Origin of the sequence: Streptomyces sp. NBC_01013, from assembly GCF_045162765.1 — a bacterium.
GTDB lineage: Bacteria > Actinomycetota > Actinomycetes > Streptomycetales > Streptomycetaceae > Streptomyces.
Genome location: NZ_CP108687.1, coordinates 6890864 through 6910248, shown reverse-complemented (window position 1 = coordinate 6910248; position 19385 = coordinate 6890864). Strand labels below are relative to the sequence as shown.

Genomic DNA, 19385 nt, shown 5'->3' with positions numbered 1-19385 from the left:
CATGTCAGCGGCGCCCCCCGACCATCACCGGCTCACTCGTTGATCTTCCACGGCATGACGATTCCGAACTTCCACACGTAGATCCCGACCAGCACCGCGATGATCACGAGCCCGATCACCGTGAGCGCGATGTTGCGCCGCCTCACCCTGGGGTCGAGCGCACGCTGGGCGGCCTCGGTGACCTTGCGGCGCGTCCACCGCAGCACCAGCTGGGCCCAGACGAACTCCGTCGCCCAGATCGCCATGCCACCGAAGATCACCAGCCAGCCGGGGCCCGGCAGCGGCAGCATGACGATGCCGGCCGCCACCACGGCCAGACCGACCACGAACACGCCGACCTGCCAGCTCAGGTGCAGCGTCCTGGACGCCTTGATGAACCCCGGCGCCCTGGAGCCGAGCTCCCGGTCCTCCTTCGACACACCCTCCGTGACGTCCCCCGTCACGCTCGTGCGCGCTTCCCCCGCCGCGGGCGCCGGTTCCGCCGGTGCGGCAGCCCCGTCCCGCTCGTCACTCTCCGCATTCATGGCGCCCAACCTACCGGAACGCTCCTCGTCACCGGAATGGCCGCATCACCCAAAGTTACTCACCGCTGTACGAGCTACCTGAAGGATCACAAAACGGTCAGAGGGGTTTACAACGCCACCGTAGGTGGCATGTCGATTTCGCCGACGTGCGAATCCCCGAGCGCACACTGAGCGAAAGGCCCTGGCGCTTATGAACACCACGGTCAGCTGCGAGCTGCACCTGCGCCTCGTTGTGTCGAGCGAGTCCTCACTGCCTGTACCCGCGGGCCTGCGGTATGACACGGCCGATCCCTATGCCGTGCACGCCACCTTCCATACCGGAGCGGAGGAGACGGTCGAGTGGGTTTTCGCCCGCGACCTCCTTGCCGAGGGGCTGCACAGGCCCACCGGCACCGGAGACGTCCGCGTCTGGCCATCCCGTAGTCACGGCCAGGGCGTCGTCTGTATCGCACTGAGCTCCCCGGAGGGCGAAGCCCTTCTGGAGGCCCCGGCACGAGCCCTGGAATCGTTCCTGAAGAGGACCGATGCCGCGGTTCCGCCGGGGACCGAGCATCGTCACTTCGATCTCGACACGGAGCTGTCGCACATCCTGGCCGAGAGCTGAGCCAGGCCGAGAACTGCACGGCGCCGTCCGACTCGGGGAGATGGCGTCGCGCGGACAACCTCATACGGCCGACACCGGCGCCGTCACCACGGAAACCACCGTGGTGACGGCGCCGGTCCGCGTTCCCCCGGGGGCCTCCTCGCACCCGTCGAGGCCCCACACGCCCGCCTGGCGCCCGCGGAGCCGCCCCCTGCCCATACGGGGCGCCTGGTACGCCCCCGGGGCCCCAAAGGCCCCTCGGGCCCCGGGGCGCCCGGGGTGAGCCAGTAGAGTCAGCCGCCATCGGCGGTCGCCCCGCCCGCCGGAGGCCAGGGAGCGGAAGCGTGCTGATCCCCCACGACACCCGGATCGCCCTCGAAACGGTGGTCGATCTGGTGAACACCGCGCCGGAGAGCGAGCAGCCCGGGAGGGGCTCGCCGGCCGATGCGCTCGGCGGCATCGAGGCGCTGTACGCGTTCGCCTCGCGCCACCGGGTGAGCGGCGTGAACGAGCTCGACGAGAAGGACCTGCGAGCCGTCCACGACGTTCGGGCACGGTTCGCCGAGGTCTTCGCCGCCACGGACGCCAAGGTCGCCGCCTCGCTCGTCAACGCGCTCGTGGCCGCCGCGGGCACCACACCGCAGCTCAGCAACCACGACGGCTACGACTGGCACGTGCACTACTTCGCGCCGGACGCCTCGCTCGCCGACCACCTGGCCGCCGACTGCGGCATGGCCCTCGCGTTCATCATCGTGGCGGGCGAGACGGAGCGGCTGCGGCGCTGCGAGGCGCCGGACTGCCGGAACGCCTTCGTCGACCTCTCGCGCAACCGCTCCCGCCGCTACTGCTCCAGCCGCACCTGCGGTAACCGCTTGCACGTCGCCGCGTACCGGGCGCGCCGCAGGGAAGCGGCCGGCTGACGCCTCACAACACGAAGAGATCATGCAACGCGGCCATCAGCAGCAGGCCGCCGATCACCGTGAGGAAGATCATCAGAGGGGGCTGGGAAAGCGCGAAGAGGCAGCCACGCGGCTCTTCGGCGGGGGGTGCGGGGACATCGCCCCGGGATGTGTCCACCATCTCGGGACGATCATGACGCAGACCGTGCCCTGTTGGCGATCAACACACCTTTTCGTGACGGGAGTTCACTCCCTCCAGGGTGGACCGAATCGCTCCGGCGTCCGATCACGCGTCAGGCTTTCGGGCACCGCTGCCCCCTCGGCCCTGCGGAGCTCCATCCGCCCTCAGGCTTCCGGAGCTCCACCCCCCGCACCCCCGGCCCTCGTCCCCGGTCAGCCCAGGTCGCGCAGCATGCGCAGCTGTGCGGCACGGTGGACCGAGGCGCCGCCCTCGTGACCGTTCCAGGGGTAGACCTCGATCTCCTTGGGGCCCGCCCAGTTGTTGTAGGCGGCGAAGACCGTGGACGGCGGGCAGATGGGGTCCATCAGGGCCACGGAGTACAGCGCCGGTATGTCGGCCCGGGCGGCGAAGCTGATCCCGTCGAAGTAGGAAAGCGTCCGGAACACCTGGTCGGCAGCGCCGTGCTGGGTGGCCAGGAAGCGCACGATCTCCTGGTACGGGTCCTCGTCGGTGATCTCGACGGCCCGCCGGTAGTGGGTCAGGAACGGTACGTCGACGAGCGCCGCCCTGACGTGGGGACTGAGCCCCGCCACCGCCTGGGCGATGCCGCCACCCTGGCTGCCGCCGTGCACGACGATCCGGTCGGGGTCGACGGACGGGTGGGCGCGGGCAACCTCGACGGCACGGACCGCGTCGGTGAACACCCGGCGGTAGTAGTAGTCGTCGGGGTCGAGGATGCCGCGGGTCATGAAGCCCGGCGACTGCGGGCCGGCGCCGCCGTGCGGGTCGGCGGTGGAGCCCGCCGAGTGGCTGTTGACGGCGCCCTGGCCGCGGGTGTCCACGACCAGCGTGGCCCAGCCGGCGGCGGGCCAGACGAGGTGGTCGTGCGGCAGCCCGCGCCCGCCGCCGTAGCCGAGGTAGTGGACGACGGCCGGCAGCGGGCCTTCGGCCCCGGCGGGCACGTTGAGCCAGGCACGTATGCGATGGCCGCCCCAGCCGGCGAACGACACGTCATGGACGTCGACATTGCTCAACGCGGAGTCGTAGGAGTGGAATTCGGCGTCGAGCGGGTGTGTGGCGGCCTCGTCCAGAGTGCGGCGCCAGAAGGCGTCGAAGTCGTCGGGTTCACCGGACTCAGGCCGGTAGGTGCGGAGTTGGTCCAGGGGCAGGTCGAACAGGGACACGGCGTCTCCATTTCGGGCATGCGGAAAGGAACGGCGGAAGGTGGCAGAAGAGGGCCGACGGCAGGTGACGGAAGGGAAGGGGCCGGCGGCCGGGCTCAGCGGGGTGTGGAGCTCGACGCGCGGACGACGAGTTCCGGCTGGAGAACGACGCTGCGGTGCTCGTGGGCGCCGCCCTCGTCGTCCGCCTCCTCCAGCAGGAGTTCGGCGGCCAACCGGCCCATCAGGGCCGCGGGCTGGCGGACCGAGGTGAGCGGTACGGCTGCGGCGGCGGCGAACTCGATGTCGTCGTACCCGACGATGGCGATGTCCTGCGGCACCCGCACCCCGGCCGCATACAGAGCCTGCAGTACGCCCAGGGCCAGCAGGTCGTTGGCGCAGAAGACGGCGGTGGGACGCGGGACGAGCCCGAGCAGCCGGGCCCCGGCATCACGGCCCGCCGCCACGTCGAGGCGCTCGGACGGGATCTCGACCAGCGCCGCGGGGGGCAGCCCCGCCTCCGCGAGGGCGGACAGCGCGCCCTCGCGGCGGTCCCTGATCTGGTGCAGGTCGCCGGGGCCGCTGACATAGGCCACCGAGCGGTGCCCGGCCGAGACCAGGTGGCCGACGGCCAGTGCGCCGCCCCGGACGTCGTCGACGGAGACGGCGCAACTGCCCGTACCGGAGGCGACCCGGTCCACCAGGACATAGGGAATCCGGTGACGGCTGAAGGAGTCGAGGTTGCGGCCGGTCGCGTCGGCCGGGGTGACGAGTACGCCGCACACCCGCTGCTCCGCGAAGAGGCCCAGGTACTCGGCCTCCTCCGCGGGGCTCTGGCCACTGTTGCAGACCATGACGCCCAGGCCTGCCTGACGGGCGGCTCGCTCGGCGCCGCGGGCCACGTCGACGAAGAAGGGGTTGCCCATGTCCAGGACGAGGAGCGCCATGATCCGGCTGCGGCCGGCCCTGAGCTGGCGGGCCGACTCGCTGCGGACGTATCCGAGCTCCTCGATGGCGGCGAGCACCCGTGACCGGGTCTCGGGCAGCACCGCCTCGGGGCGGTTGATCACATTGGAGACCGTGCCCACGGAGACGCCGGCCTTCCGGGCCACATCCTTGATCCCTGCCACACGCGCCACTAGTCCTGCCCCACTGCCCCGGCCGCGCTCGTCAAGCGGCGTCACCCCATCGTACGGACGGAGTGAATGAATTGTTTCAATCCGGTCGGGACGCTAGCCCTCGGGGCCGAAGGTCGTCAAGGATCATCCCTGAATCGATTCATACGGGCGGGGTCCGCGCAGCGGGGCGAGCCCTCAGATGCCGTGCTTCTTCAAGATGGCCTCGATGTCGCTGAAGTCGTCCCCCGGCCCCGCGGAGGCCGAATCCTTCTTCGGCTTCCGGCGGGGCTCGGCGGCCGGTGCGCCCGCCCCCAGCGAGGGGGCGGAGGCGGCCGGTGCGACCGCGTCGCCCTGCGGCGCCCGCACCGCCGCCTTGCGCTCCTTGCGGGTGCCACCGCCTCTGCGTTCGATCGCACGCGTGGTCATGAACAACAGCCAGGCCACCCCCAGCACCCCGAAGCCGAGCCAGACGCTCGGCTTGAAGGCGATGTCCGACACCCACTCGACGACGCCGGTCAGCACCAGCCCGATCGGGACCAGGGAGTAGGCGGCGATCCTGGTCGCCGCGAGGAACCGCTTCCGGTACGCGGTGACGGCGGCGATGCCCAGGCCCGCCGCGGACACCGCGGAGCAAATGGTCTCGGCAAGCATCGGTGCCTCCAGGCGCAGGGGAAACGTCCCTTCCATCCTGCACCGGCGACCGGGCGGGCGGCCATGCTCCCAGCCCACATCAGGGACATTTCAGGGCCGGGATCCTCCCCAGGTGCCGTACGTCCCGCGCCGGGGACGGGGCAGGCCACGCCCCGTCGGCACCGCCGATGCCGGTCGAGGGGCCCCCGTCCGCCCTGGGAGACTGGCCCCATGAGCGATTCCACCTCCGCAGCCCCGGTCGTCCTCGACGTCTGGTGCGAGCTCCAGTGCCCCGACTGCCACCAGGCCCTTACCGATGTGCACGCCCTGCGCGCCCGGTACGGCGACCGGATCGACATCCGGCTGCGGCACTTCCCGCTGGAGAAGCACAAGCACGCCTACGCCGCGGCGCAGGCCGCCGAGGAGGCCGTGACGCAGGGCAAGGGCTGGCCGTACATCGAGGCGGTACTCGCCCGCACCGCCGACCTCGGCCGCACCGGCGAGCCGCTGCTGGTCGAGGTGGCGGGGGAACTGGGTCTGGACGCCGAGGAGTTCGACACCGCCCTGATCGACGGCCGGCACATGTTGATCGTCGACGCCGACCAGGCCGAGGGCAAGGCCATCGGTGTCACGGGCACGCCCACGTATGTGATCGGTGGCGAGCGGCTGGACGGCGGCAAGAGCCAGGAAGGACTGCGCGAGCGGATCGAGGCGATCGCCGACCGGCTGCTCGCCGAACAGGACTGAGGACGGGAATCGGGCCGGGGCGCGGGCCGCGGCACAGCCCCGGACCGCCAAGCGGTGCGGGCTGGGGCGCCGTTTCCGTGGCGCGCCGCCCGCCTGCGCGGCGCCGGCCGCCCCGGGCGGCCGCCGCGCGGCGGGTCAGAGCGGCTTTGCCAGGTTGTACTGCGTCGGCTCGTAGCCGAGCGACTCGTACAGCCGGAGCGCGGGCGTGTTCGCCGTGACGACGTGCAGGCCGAGCCACGTGTCGCCCGCCGCCAGAGCGAGGCGTTCGGCCTGGAGCATCAGCGCCCGCCCGTACCCCCTCCCCCGGAAGCGTTCGTCCACCTCGACGTCGAAGACGTAGCCGATGACCTGGCCGGGGTGCATCTCGAACCGCGTCACCCAGAGGAACCCGGCCTTCTCGTCCTCGTGGATGAGGTGGTGCAGTTGCGCACCCTCGGTGGCGAGGCCCTGGGGCAGATGCCTGGCGTGCGAGGCGCGGGCCGCCCGCAGCGCCGACTCCCGCGGGGTGCCGCGCGTCACCAGACTCTTGGCATACCCGGCGATCGCGCCGGCCTCCCAGGCGGCGAACTCCTCGGGTGTCATCGGGCGTGCGGTGAGTCCGCCGGGCAGGACCGGGGGTTCGGCGGGCAGCCGCTTGATCATGTTCCGGCTGCGCTCGGTGTAGCCGAGCGCGGCGCTCAGCCGCTGAGCACCCGTGTTGTCGGCGGCGACGTCCGCCCGCACCTGAGTGCAGCCCCAGCCCCGCAGCACCTCCTCGGCCGCCAGCGCCGCAATGGTGCCGCGGCCGCGCCGGCGGACCGGCTCGTCGATCCGCAGGGACCGCAGCACACCGGTCCCGCCGTCCGCGCCCGGGTCCGTGGCGATTTCGACGGCACCGACGGGGCGCCCGTTGTCGCATACGTCGTACGCGCGGCTCTGTGCGCCATCGGCGCCTGGCTGGATCGGCCCGGACGGCCGGAGTGTCGTGGTCATCAGAGGATTTCTATCCCCTGTCCGAGCACACGTCATCCGTTTTTGCGGCGGTGGTCGGGCGCCGGGTCACGGGTCCAGGTCGTCGCCGGCCCGCTCGTCGAACACGCGCATGGCCTTGGCGGTCACCGGGCCCGGACATCCGGGCAGCTCCCGGCCGTCGACCCGGTGGACCGCCTGGATGTCGCGGAGGGTGGAGGTCAGGAAAATCTCCTCGGCCCGGTCCAGCACGTCGAACGGCAGATCCGTCTCCTGCGCCCCCGTCCACTCCACCGCCAGTGCGCGGGTGATCCCGGCCAGGCAGCCTGAGGCGACCGGCGGTGTGTGCAGCCGGCCGTCGAGCACGACGAAGACATTGGAGCCGGTGCCTTCGCAGAGCCTGCCGACGGTGTTGGCGAACAGCGCCTCGGAGGCGCCCTGCTCGTGGGCGCGGGCGAGGGCGACGACGTTCTCCGCGTACGAGGTGGTCTTGAGCCCGGTGAGCGCGCCGCGCTCGTTGCGCGTCCAGGGAACGGTGATGACCGCCGTGGTGTCCGGGCGGCGCTTCACCTCGCCGAGGGCGACGACCAGTCCGGGGCCCGCGGTGCCGCGGTCGGAGCCGAGCGGCGAGATCCCGCCGGTGTAGGTGATGCGGAGCCTGCCGAGCGCGGCCGGGTTGGACTCGATGACGGCGGCGCAGGCGCGGCGCACCTCGTCCAGGTCGGGCGCGGGCAGGCCGAGGCCCAGGGCGGAGCGGGTCAGCCGGTCGAGATGACGGGTGAGTGCGAAGGGCCTGCCGTCGGCGGTCCTCACCGTCTCGAAGATGCCGTCGCCGACGGTCAGCCCGTGGTCGAGCACGGACACCCGGGCGTCATCGGCGGCCCGCAGTCCCCCGTTGACCCAGATCTTCATGGTGCGGTCCTTCCGTTTGCTTCGTATGCGCCCGACGCTACCGCGAGCAGCCTGGACGCCTTCAGTTCGGTCTCGTCCCATTCGCGTTCCGGATCCGAGCCCCAGGTGATGCCGGCGCCGGTGCCGAACCGCAGCACCGGTACGTCGGGCGTGCGGTCGGTCCAGAAGGTGCGGATGCCCACGGCGAGGGAGGCGGTGGCCCGGTCGGCGTCCACCCAGCCGATGCCTCCGCAGTACGGGCCGCGCGCGGCGGTCTCCAGTTCCTCGATGATCCGCAGCGCGCTGGACTTGGGCGCCCCGGTCACCGAACCCGGCGGGAAGGCGGCGGCGAGCAGTTCCGGCCAGCCGGCACCGTCGGCGAGGCGTCCGCGCACGGTGGAGACGAGATGGACGAGGCCCGGGTGCTTCTCGACGACGCAGAGGTCGGGCACCGTGACCGATCCGGTGTCGCAGACCCGGCCCAGGTCGTTGCGGACCAGGTCGACGATCATCACGTTCTCGGCGTGGTCCTTCTCCAGCAGATCGGCCTCGGTGCGGCCGGTGCCCTTGATCGGTCCGGACTCGACCGCACGGCCGTCCCTGCGCAGGAACAGCTCCGGCGAGGCGGTCGCGATCTCCACGCCGTGGCCGGGCAGCCGAATCGTTCCTGCGTACGGGGCCGGGTTGCCGCGCGCCAGCAGTGCGGTGAGGGCGTCCACGTCTGCCGCGGCGGGATCGGGCAAGGGCGCGGTCATCACGCGGCAGAGGTTGGCCTGGTACACCTCGCCCCTCGCGATGTACGCGCGGATGCGCCGTACGCCCGCGGTGTACGCGGCGCGGTCGAGGGAGGACGTCCAGTCACCGGCGGCGGGGCCCCGCCAGGCGCCGGGCACCGGGGCGGGCACGGACGCGGTGCGCACGGTGGCGAAACGGGCGCAGGTCAGCCGGCCCTCGAAATCGGCTGACACCGCCCAGAAGCCGGACGAGTCGAGGGCTGCGGGATCACTGGTCACATCCTGCAGATCGGAGGCGACGAGGCCGCCGAAGCGGGCCATGGGAGCGAGGTCGTGCACGTCGGCGAGTCTAGGTCGGCGTGCGGTGACCTGCGCCGGGGCGAGCGCACCTCAGCACGCTGCACAAACGCGTTTTTGTACTGGCCCCGGAATCCGCTAGAGTTCAACACGTCGCCGGGACGCGCAAGTGAACCGGAACCGACAAGCGGACGTAGCTCAGTTGGTAGAGCGCAACCTTGCCAAGGTTGAGGTCGCCAGTTCGAACCTGGTCGTCCGCTCGCAGAAGGTGGGGGATCTTCCCGAACCCCCGCCCCTGGTGGAGTGGCCGAGAGGCGAGGCAACGGCCTGCAAAGCCGTCTACACGGGTTCAAATCCCGTCTCCACCTCCAAGGACGATTAGCTCAGCGGGAGAGCACTTCCCTGACACGGAAGGGGTCACTGGTTCAATCCCAGTATCGTCCACCGGTCCGCAAGGACCCCCGCGCGATTAGCTCAGCGGGAGAGCGCTTCCCTGACACGGAAGAGGTCACTGGTTCAATCCCAGTATCGCGCACGCAGTACACGCAGGTTCACCCTGCGCGATTAGCTCAGCGGGAGAGCGCTTCCCTGACACGGAAGAGGTCACTGGTTCAATCCCAGTATCGCGCACAGCCCGAAGCCCCGGTCGTCTCGACGACCGGGGCTTCGTCGTTCCTCCGCGCACCCGTGCCGCGGCCCGGACTCGTTCCGTCAGGGCCGCGGCACGGGGCTTCCGGATCAGGAGGAGAAGAGCATCCGGCCGAAGCTCTTCTGCCGGTAGTGGCCCTGGTGGTGTCCACCGTGGTGCTGCGGGGCGCCCCAGGCGGGCGCGGGGGCTGCGGGGTAGGCCTGAGGGGCGGGCGGCGCGGGGGGAGCCTGCTGGGTCCACTGCGACTCCATGCGGGTCAGGGACTCCAGCTCGCCGTAGTCCAGGAATATCCCCCGGCAGCCGCTGCACTGCTCGATCTGAATGCCGTTGCGGTTGTACGTGTGCATCTGTGCGTGGCACTTGGGACACTGCATGTTCGGGCTCACTCCTCGCCGTCGGTTAGCCGTCGCCGGAATGCATGCCCGGCGGCGGTCGGTTCACCCTACGACGAGTGTTCGGCGGCCAACTCGGGCGGGAGAGCGGCAATTCGGGCGCAGGTGTCGATCATCACCTGTTCCACCTCATCCGGAGCCCGGTGCTCCGCCACGGACTTGGCGAGGGCGAGCGCCGCCGTCTGTACGGTCAGGGCGCGGGCGGCGAGCTCCAACTCGGGCCACGGGTCGCCGTCGGCGCGTACCGCGGGGCCACCCGCGTCCCGGTAGGCGCCCAGGAAGCGGAACCACACCTCGGGGGGCAGCAGTCCGGCCGCGTACCAGGCGGCGGGGCGCGCGAGGTCCCATGCGGGATCGCCGGTTCCCGCGTCGTCGACGTCGATCAGCAGCCAGGGGCCGTGCGGCGAGGGGTGCCGGACGAGCTGGCCCAGGTGCAGATCGCCGTGGCAGAGGGTGCGCGCGCGGTGGGCGGGAGCCGGGGCCTCGCCCCGCACCCACGGCGGCAGCCCGCCCCAGGCGACGAGAACGGGGTCCGTGACCGGATCGCCGGGCCGGGCCGCACACATCCGGGCCACGGCGAGCGCGGCCTTCGCCGGGCCGCGCATGGGGGGCGGCGCGGGAGGATCACCCGGTGCGGTCAGGTCCGTACGGCTCCCGGTGCGGTGGAGCCGGGCCAGCAGGACGGCCGTCTCCTCCCACGGCGCCTCGTCCGGGTCCCCCGGGTCCACCGGCTCGCCGTACGGCCAGGCAGTGACCGGACGGCCGTGCAGTTCGGTGAGGTACGGCGAGGCGCCGCCGCCCGCCGCCGGGCCCGCAACGGCCCGTACGGCAAGCGGCGCGAGCAGGATGCCCGTCAGACCGGGGTCGGCCGCCAGGCCCAGGCGTGCGGACAGTGCGGCGGTGTCCGTGCCGGCGGCGTGCGCCTTGGCGACGACAGGGCCGCAGCGGACGACGGTGCCGTCCGCCCGGTCGGCGAGCACAGCCGGCGGCGGACAGTCGCACAGGGGCCCGGAGCGGGCGTGGGCCGCCTCGTGGGCGAGGGCGCCCAGCGCGCGGACGACAGCGGTGGTCACGGACTCCCCCGGTAGCACAGGATCGGCGGGACGGCCGGCGCCGCGCCCGCCGCAGAGCGTACGCGGAGCGCGTCGGGCGGCCGGTACACGGGGGCACGGAGCGCGTCGGGCAGCCGGTACACGGGGGCACCGAGCGCGTCGGGCAGCCGGTACACGGGGGCGCGTATGGCCCCGGACAGCGCGATGTCCGGTCAGCTCCCCAGCTGACCGGACAAACGCTGCCGTCCGCCGCACCCCCGTCCCCACGGGGTTGTTGGCCGGATGTCCCGGTCCGGACCGCTCTTCCGGACCCGGGGCGCCGCTCAGCGCCCCAGCATCACGCCCACGGACGACGCCTGTGTGACCACTGCCTCCCAGCCGCCGAAGACGACTGCGAGCAGGGCCGCCAGAGGAAGAACCATGGCCGTCGCCACCAGCGGGTGGCGACGCTTGCCGGACGACGGGCGGCTGCCGAACGAGGCATAGGCCCTGCGTCCCTGCGTGCGGATCATCGTCCGCGCTGCCGTGTCCGCCATGATTCCTCTCCTGACCTGATGTGGGGCGGCGGGCGTTTGACCTCGGGGGACGAGTGCGACGCCCGCCGCTTGACTTCAACATTAGGGATCCGGGAGGCGGGCGGCGTCATGCCCGCGTACCGATTGCCGGGCCTCCCGGAGGATGAGCCGTGGGTAGTCGGCGTACTCCCCTGGGTGGAGACGGGCCTACGGCACGTTGGGGTCATCCCGGAGGGGACGCTCGGAGCCGTCCTCCCTGGGGACCGGCTGTTCGACCAGGGCGAGCACCCTGGTCGCCATGAAGCGAGCGGTGCGCACCACGGAGCCGTTTCGGGTGACTTCACTCACTTCGACCACCCCTCGGCGGACCGCGGTCTCCACTCTGCGCCCTGCCCTGGAGGCCACTACTTCGTAGGTTCGGGTCGTGTCTCCGGCGTCCACGACTATCTCGACTCGATCGCCCTTCACTGATCCAATCCCCCTTCTGCGACGGACCTTTGAGATCTCGCACGGGCCGGGGAGCATGGATCCGCGGCTCCCTGACCACTCCTCAAGTTTCCCACCCGGCACTGACAATCGATTCTCCGGCGAGGGCGCGGCCTCTGAGCGCCCCGGGCGGCGGGTACGTAAGCTGTGCCTCGTCAGGCGGACCAGGCAGCGGGGATGGGCAGACATGGCGATGATGCGGCTCCGGCGCGAGGACCCGCGTGTCGTCGGCTCGTTCAGGCTGCACCGGCGGCTCGGGGCGGGCGGCATGGGGGTGGTCTACCTCGGCTCGGACCGGCGGGGCCAGCGGGTGGCGCTGAAGGTGATCCGCCCCGACCTGGCGGAGGACCAGGAGTTCCGCTCACGGTTCGCGCGCGAGGTGTCCGCTGCCCGGCGGATCCGCGGCGGCTGTACGGCACGGCTGGTCGCCGCCGACCTGGAGGCGGACCGCCCGTGGTTCGCGACGCAGTACGTTCCGGGGCCCTCGCTGCACGACAAGGTGGCCGAGGAGGGCCCGCTGTCGGCCGCCGAGGTGGCCTCGATCGGGGCGGCGCTCTCCGAAGGCCTGGTGGCGGTGCACGAGGCCGGGGTCGTCCACCGTGACCTGAAGCCGTCGAACATCCTCCTGTCCCCCAAGGGCCCCCGGATCATCGACTTCGGAATCGCCTGGGCGACCGGTGCTTCCACGCTCACGCACGTCGGGACGGCGGTCGGGTCGCCCGGCTTCCTCGCGCCCGAGCAGGTACGGGGTGCGGCGGTGACGCCGGCGACGGACGTCTTCTCCCTCGGTGCCACGCTGGCGTACGCGGCCATGGCCGATTCGCCGTTCGGCCACGGCAGTTCCGAGGTGATGCTCTACCGCGTGGTGCACGAGGAGCCGCAGCTGTACGACGTGCACGACGCGCTCGCTCCGCTGGTGAGCGCCTGCCTGGCGAAGGACCCGGAGGAGCGGCCCAGCACGCTGCAACTCTCCATGCGGCTCAAGGAGATCGCGGCGCGGGAGGCACAGGGGCTCCACGAGGGCCGCCCGCCCGCCCAGCGTTCGGCGCAGGAGGCGGACCGGCCGACCGGGCGTCTGGACGGCCCGTACACGGAGCAGCAGACGCGTCGCTCGCCCGGCCCCGCACCGTTGTCGCGGCCGCAGGGCCGGCAGCAGGCGTCACCCCGGCCGGCGTCGCCGCGCACCGGGGGTTCGCGCCCCGCCCAGCAGCAGCCGCGCAACACGACGCGTTCGGGCAAGCGGTCCCAGGGCGCGCCGGGGACGAACGGCAGGCCGGGCACCCGGCCCGGCACACGCTCGACCTCGACCGGCCGGCGTCCCGCCAATCCGCGGCTGCTGCGTCAGCGGCTGGTGGTCTTCGTGGTGGTGACGCTGCTGGTGGCGCTGGGTATCGCGGCAGCTCAGGGCTGCCAGGGGCCGGCCCGTGGGCTCGGCGCGGGTCAGAGCCAGGGGCAGAGCGAGCAGCAGCCCCCGGCCCGGGGCTAACTCTCCGGGCGTCCGGTGGCAACCGCGTAGAAGGCGACTGCCGCGGCCGCGCCGACGTTCAGCGAGTCGACGCCGTGGGCCATCGGGATGCGCACCCATTCGTCGGCGGCTACGAGGGCCTGCGTGGACAGCCCGTCGCCCTCGGCTCCGAGCATCAGGGCCACCTGGTCCATCCGGTGCGGCGCGGCTTCCTCGATGCTGCTGGCCTTCTCGTCGGGAGTCAGCGCGAGCAGCTTGAAGCCCGCTTCCCGTACCGTCTCCAGGGCCTTGGGCCAGGTGTCGAGGCGGGCGTAGGGCACGGAGAAGACGGCGCCCATCGAGACCTTGACGGACCGCCGGTAGAGCGGGTCCGCGCAGTCCGGGGAGAGCAGCACGGCGTCCATGCCGAGCGCCGCGGCGCTGCGGAAGATGGCGCCGATGTTCGTGTGGTCGTTGACGGCCTCCATGACGACCACGCGGCGCGTCGTGCGGAGCAGTTCGTCGGCTGTCGGCAAGGGCTTGCGCTGCATGGAGGCGAGGGCGCCGCGGTGCACGTGGTAGCCGGTGACGCGTTCGGCGAGCTCGGGGCTGACCGCGTAGACGGGCGCCGGAACCTCGTCGATGACGTCGCGCATGAGGTCGACCCACTTCGCCGAGAGCAGCATGGAGCGCATCTCGTACCCGGCGTGCCTGGCGCGTCTGATCACCTTCTCCCCCTCGGCGATGAAGAGGCCCTCGGCGGGCTCTCGCCTGCGCCGGAGCTCGACGTCGGTCAGACCGGTGTAGTCGCTCAGGCGGGGGTCGTCGGGGTCGTCGACGGTGATGAGATCAGCCACAGGTTGATACTGCCTTGTCCGGTGTGTGGTGCCAACGGTCTGGAGAAGGTCCGTTACCGATGGTTACTCTGCGATGCGTGCGGCGGATGCCGGGCCCACCGCCACGACATCACCGATGACGATGACGGCGGGCGGGCGGACGTCATGGGCCACGGCCCGCTCGGCGGCCGTCGCGAGCGTCGCGTCGACGCGGCGCTGGGCGGCCATGGTCCCTTCCTGGACCAGAGCGACCGGGGTCTCGGGGGACCTGCCGTGGGCGATGAGCGTACGGGCGATGGCGCCGATCTTGTCGACGGCCATCAGGAGAACCAGGGTGCCGCGCAGCCGGGCGAGTGCCTCCCAGTCGACCAGCGAGCGCTCGTCGTCGGGGGCGACGTGGCCGCTGACCACCGTGAACTCGTGGGCGACACCGCGGTGGGTGACGGGGATTCCGGCGGCGCCGGGCACCGAGATGGAGCTGGAGATGCCGGGCACGACGGTGCAGGGGATGCCTTCGGCGGCGAGTGCCTGGGCCTCCTCCATGCCGCGGCCGAAGACGAACGGGTCGCCGCCCTTGAGCCGGACGACGGCCTTGCCCGCCTTGGCGTGCTCGATCAGCGCGTTGTTGATCGCCTCCTGCGCCATGTAGCGGCCGTACGGGATCTTGGCGGCGTCGATCACCTCGACGTGCGGCGGCAGTTCGTCGAGCAGGTCGCGCGGTCCGAGCCGGTCCGCGATGACGACGTCTGCCTCGGCGAGGAGCCGGCGGCCGCGGACGGTGATCAGATCGGGGTCGCCGGGACCGCCGCCGACCAGGGCGACGCCGGGGGCCCGGGTGCGGTGGTGGGGGGCGGCGAGAGTGCCGTCGCGCAGGCCTTCGACGATGGCGTCGCGGACCGCGGCGGAGTGGCGCGGGTCGCGGCCGTGCGCGTCGGCGGTGAGGACGGCCACGGTCACGCCCTCGCTGCGGCCGGTGGCGGGGGTCCAGGCGGTGGCGGCGTCCGCGTTGTCACTGCGGACGCACCAGGTGCGGGTGCGTTCGGCCTCGGCGGAGGCCGCGTCGTTGGCCGCCGTGTCGTCGGACGCGATGAGGGCGTACCAGGTGTCGGCCAGGTCCCCGTCTGCGTAAGGGCGGCGCTCCCAACGGATCTCGCCGGCATCCGCCATCGCCTCGACGGAGGGGGTGGCGGTGGGCGATACGAGGATGATGTCGGCGCCTGCCGCGATGAGAGCGGGGAGGCGGCGCTGCGCGACCTGACCGCCGCCGACGACGACTACGCGGCGCCCGCTCAGGCGGAGTCCGACGGGGTAGGCGGGGTGATCGGCGTGCTCGGCCATGGCGGTGCGGGCTCCTCGTGCGATGCGGGGGCTGCGGCCGCTGCGGCGGTGGAGCGGCTATGACGTGCGGTGTTGTGGGGGGGCGGGCTGGGGCTGGGGCTGGGGCTGGGGCCACGATACGGGGTGGGTGAGCGGGGGCGGATTGCGGCTGTGGGCATGGGCGCCTGCGGCTGCCTTGCCCCCTGCCCCTCCCGCCCCTTCCCGTCCCCGGGTGCGCCGCCCCGGACCCCGTGCACCCATCGCCGGAGGGGCTGGAATCACAAGCCCCTCCGGCGATCGATGAGTGGGAGCTACTTCTCCGTGACTCCCGCCGAGTCGAACGTAGCGACTTCGTGCATCGCGCGCGCCGCACTCTGCACGATCGGCAGCGCCAGCAGCGCGCCCGTGCCCTCACCGAGGCGGAGGTCGAGGTCGACCAGCGGGCGCAGGCCCAGCTTGTTGAGCGCGGCGACGTGGCCGGGCTCGGCACTGCGGTGGCCCGCGATGCAGGCGGCCAGGGCCTCCGGCGCGATGGCGCGAGCGACCAGGGCCGCGGCGCCGGCGCTCACACCGTCGAGGATGACCGGCGTACGGAGCGACGCCCCGCCGAGCAGGAACCCGGCCATCGCGGCGTGCTCCAGGCCGCCCACGGCCGCCAGTACGCCGATCGGGTCGGCCGGGTCGGGCTGGTGCAGATCGAGGGCGCGTCGCACGACATCGACCTTGCGGGCGTGCATCTCGTCGTTGATGCCCGTACCGCGACCGGTCACCTCGGCCGGGTCCATCCCCGTGTACACACAGATCAGGGCGGCCGACGCCGTGGTGTTGGCGATGCCCATCTCGCCGGTCAGCAGGCCCTTGTTGCCGGCTGCGACCAGGTCGCGGGCGGTCTCGATGCCGACCTCGATCGCCGCGAGGACCTCATCGCGGGTGAGCGCGGGGCCGGTCGTGAAGTCCGCAGTCCCCGCGCGCACCTTGCGGGGCAGCAGGCCGGGCTGCGCGGGCAGCTCCGAGGCCACGCCGACATCGACGACGCACACCTCGGCACCGACCTGGGCCGCGAACGCGTTGCAGACCGCACCACCGCTGAGGAAGTTCGCGACCATCTGGCCGGTGACCTCCTGGGGCCAGGCCGTGACGCCCTGGGCGTGCACCCCGTGGTCGCCCGCGAAGATCGCGACGGCCGCGGGCTCCGGGATCGGCGGCGGGCACATCCGGGAGAGCCCGGACAGCTGCGCGGAGATGATCTCCAGCATGCCCAGCGCACCGGCCGGCTTGGTCATCCGCTTCTGACGCTCCCACGCCTCGCCGAGCGCCTTGGCGTCCAGCGGCCGGATGCTGGAGATGGTCTCCTGGAGCAGGTCGTGCGGCTCCTCACCGGGCAGGGCACGGCGGCCGTACGTCTCCTCGTGGACGACCCAGGACAGCGGACGGCGCTTGGACCAGCCCGCCTGCATCAGCTCGGGCTCCTCCGGGAACTCGTCGACGTAACCGACACAGAGGTACGCGACGACTTCCAGGTGCTCGGGCAGGCCCAGGGCACGGACCATCTCGCGCTCGTCGAAGAAGCTGACCCAGCCGACGCCGAGGCCTTCGGCCCGGGCCGCGAGCCACAGGTTCTCGACGGCGAGGGCCGAGGAGTACGGGGCCATCTGCGGCTGGGTGTGCCGGCCGAGGGTGTGGCGGCCTCCACGGGTGGGGTCTGCCGTGACGACGATGTTGACGGGGGTGTCGACGATCGCCTCGATCTTCAGTTCCTTGAACTGCTTCGCCCGCGCCTTGGGGAGCGACTTCGCGTAGGCCTCGCGCTGGCGCTGCGCCAGTTCGTGCATGGAACGGCGGGTCTCGGCGGAACGGATGACGACGAAGTCCCAGGGCTGCGAGTGCCCGACGCTGGGCGCCGTGTGGGCGGCCTCCAGGACGCGCAGCAGCACCTCGTGCGGGATCGGGTCGCTGCGGAAGCCGTTGCGGATGTCGCGCCGCTCGCGCATGACGCGCAGTACGGCCTCGCGCTCGGCGTCGTCGTAGCCGGGGGCGGGGGGCGAGGCGGCGGGTACGTCCTCGGCCTCGGTGGCCGTGGCCTCCACGGCCTCGGGCTCGTCGGCCGTCGCGGGAGCTGCGGCTTCGGCGGCTTCCACGGGCTCGGCGACCGGAGCCTCCGGCGCGGGCCCGGCGGCCTCGGGTCCTACCGGCTCCGCGTGGCCGACCGTGAGGTCCGGGGTCTCGATGACCTCGGGGCCGGACTCCGCCTCGGGCACGACGGGCTCGGGCTCGGCGAAGGCCTCCGGCGCGACCACGGGCTCCGGCGCGACGAGCTCGGGCTCCGGCTCGGGCTCGGCGAAGGCCTCCGCGACCACGGGCGCCGGCGCGACGAGGGCCTCCGAGGCCTCCGGCGCGACGACGGGCTCCGGCGCGACGGTCCGGACGACGGTCCCGGCCTCCGGCGCGGGCTCCGCCGTGGGCTCTGCCACCGGAGTGGGAGCCAGGTGCGGAGTGGTCGGAAGCGGGCCCGCGACACGGACGAACCGGCCCAGGGAAGCTCCCTCGGGAACCGGCTCCACCGGCGGCTGCACGGCCGCCACGGGCTCGACCGGGACTTCCCCGGCCTGCGCGTGCAGGGCGGGTCCGGGCTCGGTGGGCACGACCGGGGCGAGCGGCGCGTCCACGGCCGCGTCCTCGACGAGCGCACCCTCGGGCGCGGCTTCGGCAGGCGCGGCTTCGGCGACTGCCTCTTCAACAGGGGCGGCCTCGGCCGGTGGCACCGCCGCGGGGAGCGCGACGGCGTCGGCGGGCGCGTCCGCCTCCGGCACGGCGTACAGGTGTGCCTTCTCCGCCTGCACCTCGGTCCGAGCGGCTTCGTCGGGGGCCTCGGCGGGCACCTCGGGCGCCGGCGGTGCGGGAACGGGCTCCTCGGCCGGCGCGGTCACGGGCTCCACTGCGACCGGCTCCGCTACCTGTGCGACCGGCGCGGGCATCTCCGTCGGCACCTCGGCCACGGGCTCCTCGGCGACGGACTCCTCGGCCACCGCCTCCGGGACGGCAGCCGGCTGGACGACAGCCTGCGGGACGACCGTTTCTGCTGCCGTCGGCTCCGGGGCCGACGGCTCCGCCTCTGCGACGGGAGGAGCGGCGACCGGCACCTGCTGGGGTGTCCGGGCGGCCCACTGCCCCCCGCCCTGGGGCGGGATCTCGCCGAGCTGCGGGCCCGGCAACGCTGCCACCTCGTCGGCCGGCAGATCGAAGTACTCGGGCTCGGCGGTGACCGGGCCGGCGTGCCGGGCCGGCGCCTGCGCGGCTGCCTGCGTCTGCGCGGCTGCCTGCGTCTGCGAGCGGTCCTGCGGCTGGGGCGAGCCCGCCGGGCCCCGGTCGGCGAGCGAACGGACCACGCCGCCGGACGTACCACCATAGGAGGGGCCGACTTCGGCGGAGGCCGGGCCGCGGTGCAGCGGGCGGCGCGCGGGTGCCTGGGTCTGGGTCTGGGTCTGGGTCTGGGCCGCGGGAGCCTGGGCCTGCACCGGTGCGGGCGGCGGCATGCGCACGCCGCCGAGGTCGACGTGGCCGGAGTCGCGGCCGCCGGACTCATGAGTCCCCTGGCCGGTCTCCTGAAGCGATTCGGCGGCGGCCTGCTGCATGGCGTAGGCCGGGGCCTGGACCTGGACGGGACCCTGCGCCCCACCGTCGCCCTGGGCCTGCGGGGCGTGGCCGGAGTGGTACCCACCGCCCTGCTCGGTCAGCGGGGCGGCGCCGGACTGGGGTTCGCTCCAGGCACCCTGGGGGCTCGGCATCAACAGGAGGTCGTCATCCTCGGGCGCATGCTCGGAGGGGTCGAGGAAGGTGTAAGCGTCCGGGGCGGGGATGCCCGTCTGCTCCACCATGCCTGCGCTCTCCGGCAGTCCCTCGACCGGGATCTGGCCGGTGTCACTCATGCGTACCCCTCGCCCATCGTCAGTGCTCCTTCGGCCCTTCGCCCGGGACGGCCGGA

At 72.8% G+C, this 19385-nt stretch carries 19 protein-coding genes and 5 tRNA genes; 9 read left to right on the top strand and 15 right to left on the bottom strand.

Annotated features, from left to right (window positions below; genetic code table 11):
• Positions 1-32 precede the first annotated feature (32 nt).
• On the bottom strand, positions 33-524 hold the full coding sequence (locus OG538_RS30190) for a TIGR02611 family protein (RefSeq protein ID WP_406098602.1): 492 nt from the start codon (positions 522-524) through the stop codon (positions 33-35).
• Between the two features lie 190 nt (positions 525-714).
• On the opposite strand from OG538_RS30190, the gene OG538_RS30185 reads away from it, so the two are divergent.
• Together OG538_RS30185 and OG538_RS30180 are read left to right on the top strand one after the other, a co-directional pair.
• Positions 715-1128, top strand: a complete 414-nt coding sequence (locus OG538_RS30185) for an SsgA family sporulation/cell division regulator (RefSeq protein ID WP_003959770.1) — start codon at positions 715-717, stop codon at positions 1126-1128.
• Between the two features lie 323 nt (positions 1129-1451).
• Positions 1452-2027 carry a CGNR zinc finger domain-containing protein gene (locus tag OG538_RS30180; RefSeq protein WP_406098601.1) on the top strand — a complete coding sequence of 192 codons (576 nt, stop codon included), beginning with the start codon at positions 1452-1454 and terminating at the stop codon, positions 2025-2027.
• 4 nt (positions 2028-2031) lie between these two features.
• Here the strand turns inward: OG538_RS30180 and OG538_RS30175 are convergent, their stop codons facing one another.
• The 4 genes from OG538_RS30175 to OG538_RS30160 form a co-directional block, all read right to left on the bottom strand.
• On the bottom strand, positions 2032-2187 hold the full coding sequence (locus OG538_RS30175) for a hypothetical protein (protein WP_406098600.1): 156 nt from the start codon (positions 2185-2187) through the stop codon (positions 2032-2034).
• Positions 2188-2399: 212 nt separating this feature from the next.
• Positions 2400-3371, bottom strand: a complete 972-nt coding sequence (locus tag OG538_RS30170) for an acetylxylan esterase (protein WP_406098599.1) — start codon at positions 3369-3371, stop codon at positions 2400-2402.
• 95 nt (positions 3372-3466) lie between these two features.
• A complete protein-coding gene (locus tag OG538_RS30165; RefSeq protein WP_406098598.1) occupies positions 3467-4486 on the bottom strand; it encodes a LacI family DNA-binding transcriptional regulator in 1020 nt (339 codons plus the stop codon).
• Between the two features lie 174 nt (positions 4487-4660).
• Positions 4661-5116, bottom strand: a complete 456-nt coding sequence (locus OG538_RS30160) for a hypothetical protein (protein WP_406098597.1) — start codon at positions 5114-5116, stop codon at positions 4661-4663.
• Positions 5117-5326: 210 nt separating this feature from the next.
• Here OG538_RS30160 and OG538_RS30155 point away from each other — a divergent pair, with 210 nt between their 5' ends.
• On the top strand, positions 5327-5842 hold the full coding sequence (locus OG538_RS30155; RefSeq protein WP_406098596.1) for a DsbA family protein: 516 nt from the start codon (positions 5327-5329) through the stop codon (positions 5840-5842).
• A 135-nt stretch (positions 5843-5977) separates the two neighbouring features.
• Here OG538_RS30155 and OG538_RS30150 read toward each other — a convergent pair whose 3' ends face one another.
• From OG538_RS30150 to OG538_RS30140, 3 genes are all read right to left on the bottom strand, one after another.
• Entirely contained in the window at positions 5978-6814 is an 837-nt protein-coding gene (locus tag OG538_RS30150) for a GNAT family N-acetyltransferase (RefSeq protein ID WP_406098595.1), read from the bottom strand.
• Positions 6815-6880: 66 nt separating this feature from the next.
• Complete coding sequence (locus OG538_RS30145; protein ID WP_406098594.1) at positions 6881-7702, bottom strand: aminotransferase class IV; 822 nt, start codon at positions 7700-7702, stop codon at positions 6881-6883.
• A complete protein-coding gene (locus OG538_RS30140; protein WP_406100369.1) occupies positions 7699-8736 on the bottom strand; it encodes a chorismate-binding protein in 1038 nt (345 codons plus the stop codon). The genes OG538_RS30145 and OG538_RS30140 overlap by 4 nt, the downstream gene beginning before the upstream one ends.
• 163 nt (positions 8737-8899) lie before the next feature.
• On the opposite strand from OG538_RS30140, the gene OG538_RS30135 reads away from it, so the two are divergent.
• From OG538_RS30135 to OG538_RS30115, 5 genes are all read left to right on the top strand, one after another.
• Positions 8900-8972: transfer RNA gene (locus tag OG538_RS30135), tRNA-Gly, on the top strand.
• A gap of 37 nt (positions 8973-9009) precedes the next feature.
• A tRNA-Cys gene (locus OG538_RS30130) sits at positions 9010-9083 on the top strand.
• A 1-nt stretch (position 9084) separates the two neighbouring features.
• A tRNA-Val gene (locus OG538_RS30125) sits at positions 9085-9156 on the top strand.
• Between the two features lie 19 nt (positions 9157-9175).
• A tRNA-Val gene (locus OG538_RS30120) sits at positions 9176-9247 on the top strand.
• Between the two features lie 23 nt (positions 9248-9270).
• Positions 9271-9342: transfer RNA gene (locus tag OG538_RS30115), tRNA-Val, on the top strand.
• A gap of 108 nt (positions 9343-9450) precedes the next feature.
• On the opposite strand, the gene OG538_RS30110 is transcribed toward OG538_RS30115, so the two are convergent.
• The 4 genes from OG538_RS30110 to OG538_RS30095 form a co-directional block, all read right to left on the bottom strand.
• Positions 9451-9735, bottom strand: a complete 285-nt coding sequence (locus tag OG538_RS30110) for a zf-TFIIB domain-containing protein (protein ID WP_406098593.1) — start codon at positions 9733-9735, stop codon at positions 9451-9453.
• 68 nt (positions 9736-9803) lie between these two features.
• On the bottom strand, positions 9804-10826 hold the full coding sequence (locus tag OG538_RS30105) for a phosphotransferase (RefSeq protein WP_406098592.1): 1023 nt from the start codon (positions 10824-10826) through the stop codon (positions 9804-9806).
• 302 nt (positions 10827-11128) lie between these two features.
• Positions 11129-11341: a hypothetical protein gene (locus OG538_RS30100; protein ID WP_406098591.1), complete on the bottom strand. Its 213-nt coding sequence runs from the start codon at positions 11339-11341 to the stop codon at positions 11129-11131.
• A gap of 186 nt (positions 11342-11527) precedes the next feature.
• Positions 11528-11788 (bottom strand): hypothetical protein, encoded by a 261-nt coding sequence (locus OG538_RS30095; RefSeq protein ID WP_406098590.1) that lies wholly within the window; start codon positions 11786-11788, stop codon positions 11528-11530.
• A 205-nt stretch (positions 11789-11993) separates the two neighbouring features.
• Here OG538_RS30095 and OG538_RS30090 point away from each other — a divergent pair, with 205 nt between their 5' ends.
• Complete coding sequence (locus tag OG538_RS30090; RefSeq protein WP_406098589.1) at positions 11994-13292, top strand: serine/threonine-protein kinase; 1299 nt, start codon at positions 11994-11996, stop codon at positions 13290-13292.
• Here the strand turns inward: OG538_RS30090 and OG538_RS30085 are convergent.
• The 3 genes from OG538_RS30085 to cobT form a co-directional block, all read right to left on the bottom strand.
• Positions 13289-14107: an RNA methyltransferase gene (locus tag OG538_RS30085; RefSeq protein ID WP_356317279.1), complete on the bottom strand. Its 819-nt coding sequence runs from the start codon at positions 14105-14107 to the stop codon at positions 13289-13291. The two genes, OG538_RS30090 and OG538_RS30085, sit on opposite strands and share 4 nt — an antisense overlap.
• Positions 14108-14170: 63 nt before the next feature.
• Positions 14171-15424, bottom strand: coding sequence for a uroporphyrinogen-III C-methyltransferase (cobA, locus tag OG538_RS30080; protein ID WP_406098588.1), 1254 nt, complete (start codon positions 15422-15424; stop codon positions 14171-14173).
• 290 nt (positions 15425-15714) lie between these two features.
• Positions 15715-19329, bottom strand: a complete 3615-nt coding sequence (cobT, locus tag OG538_RS30075) for a nicotinate-nucleotide--dimethylbenzimidazole phosphoribosyltransferase (protein ID WP_406098587.1) — start codon at positions 19327-19329, stop codon at positions 15715-15717.
• Positions 19330-19385 lie beyond the last annotated feature (56 nt).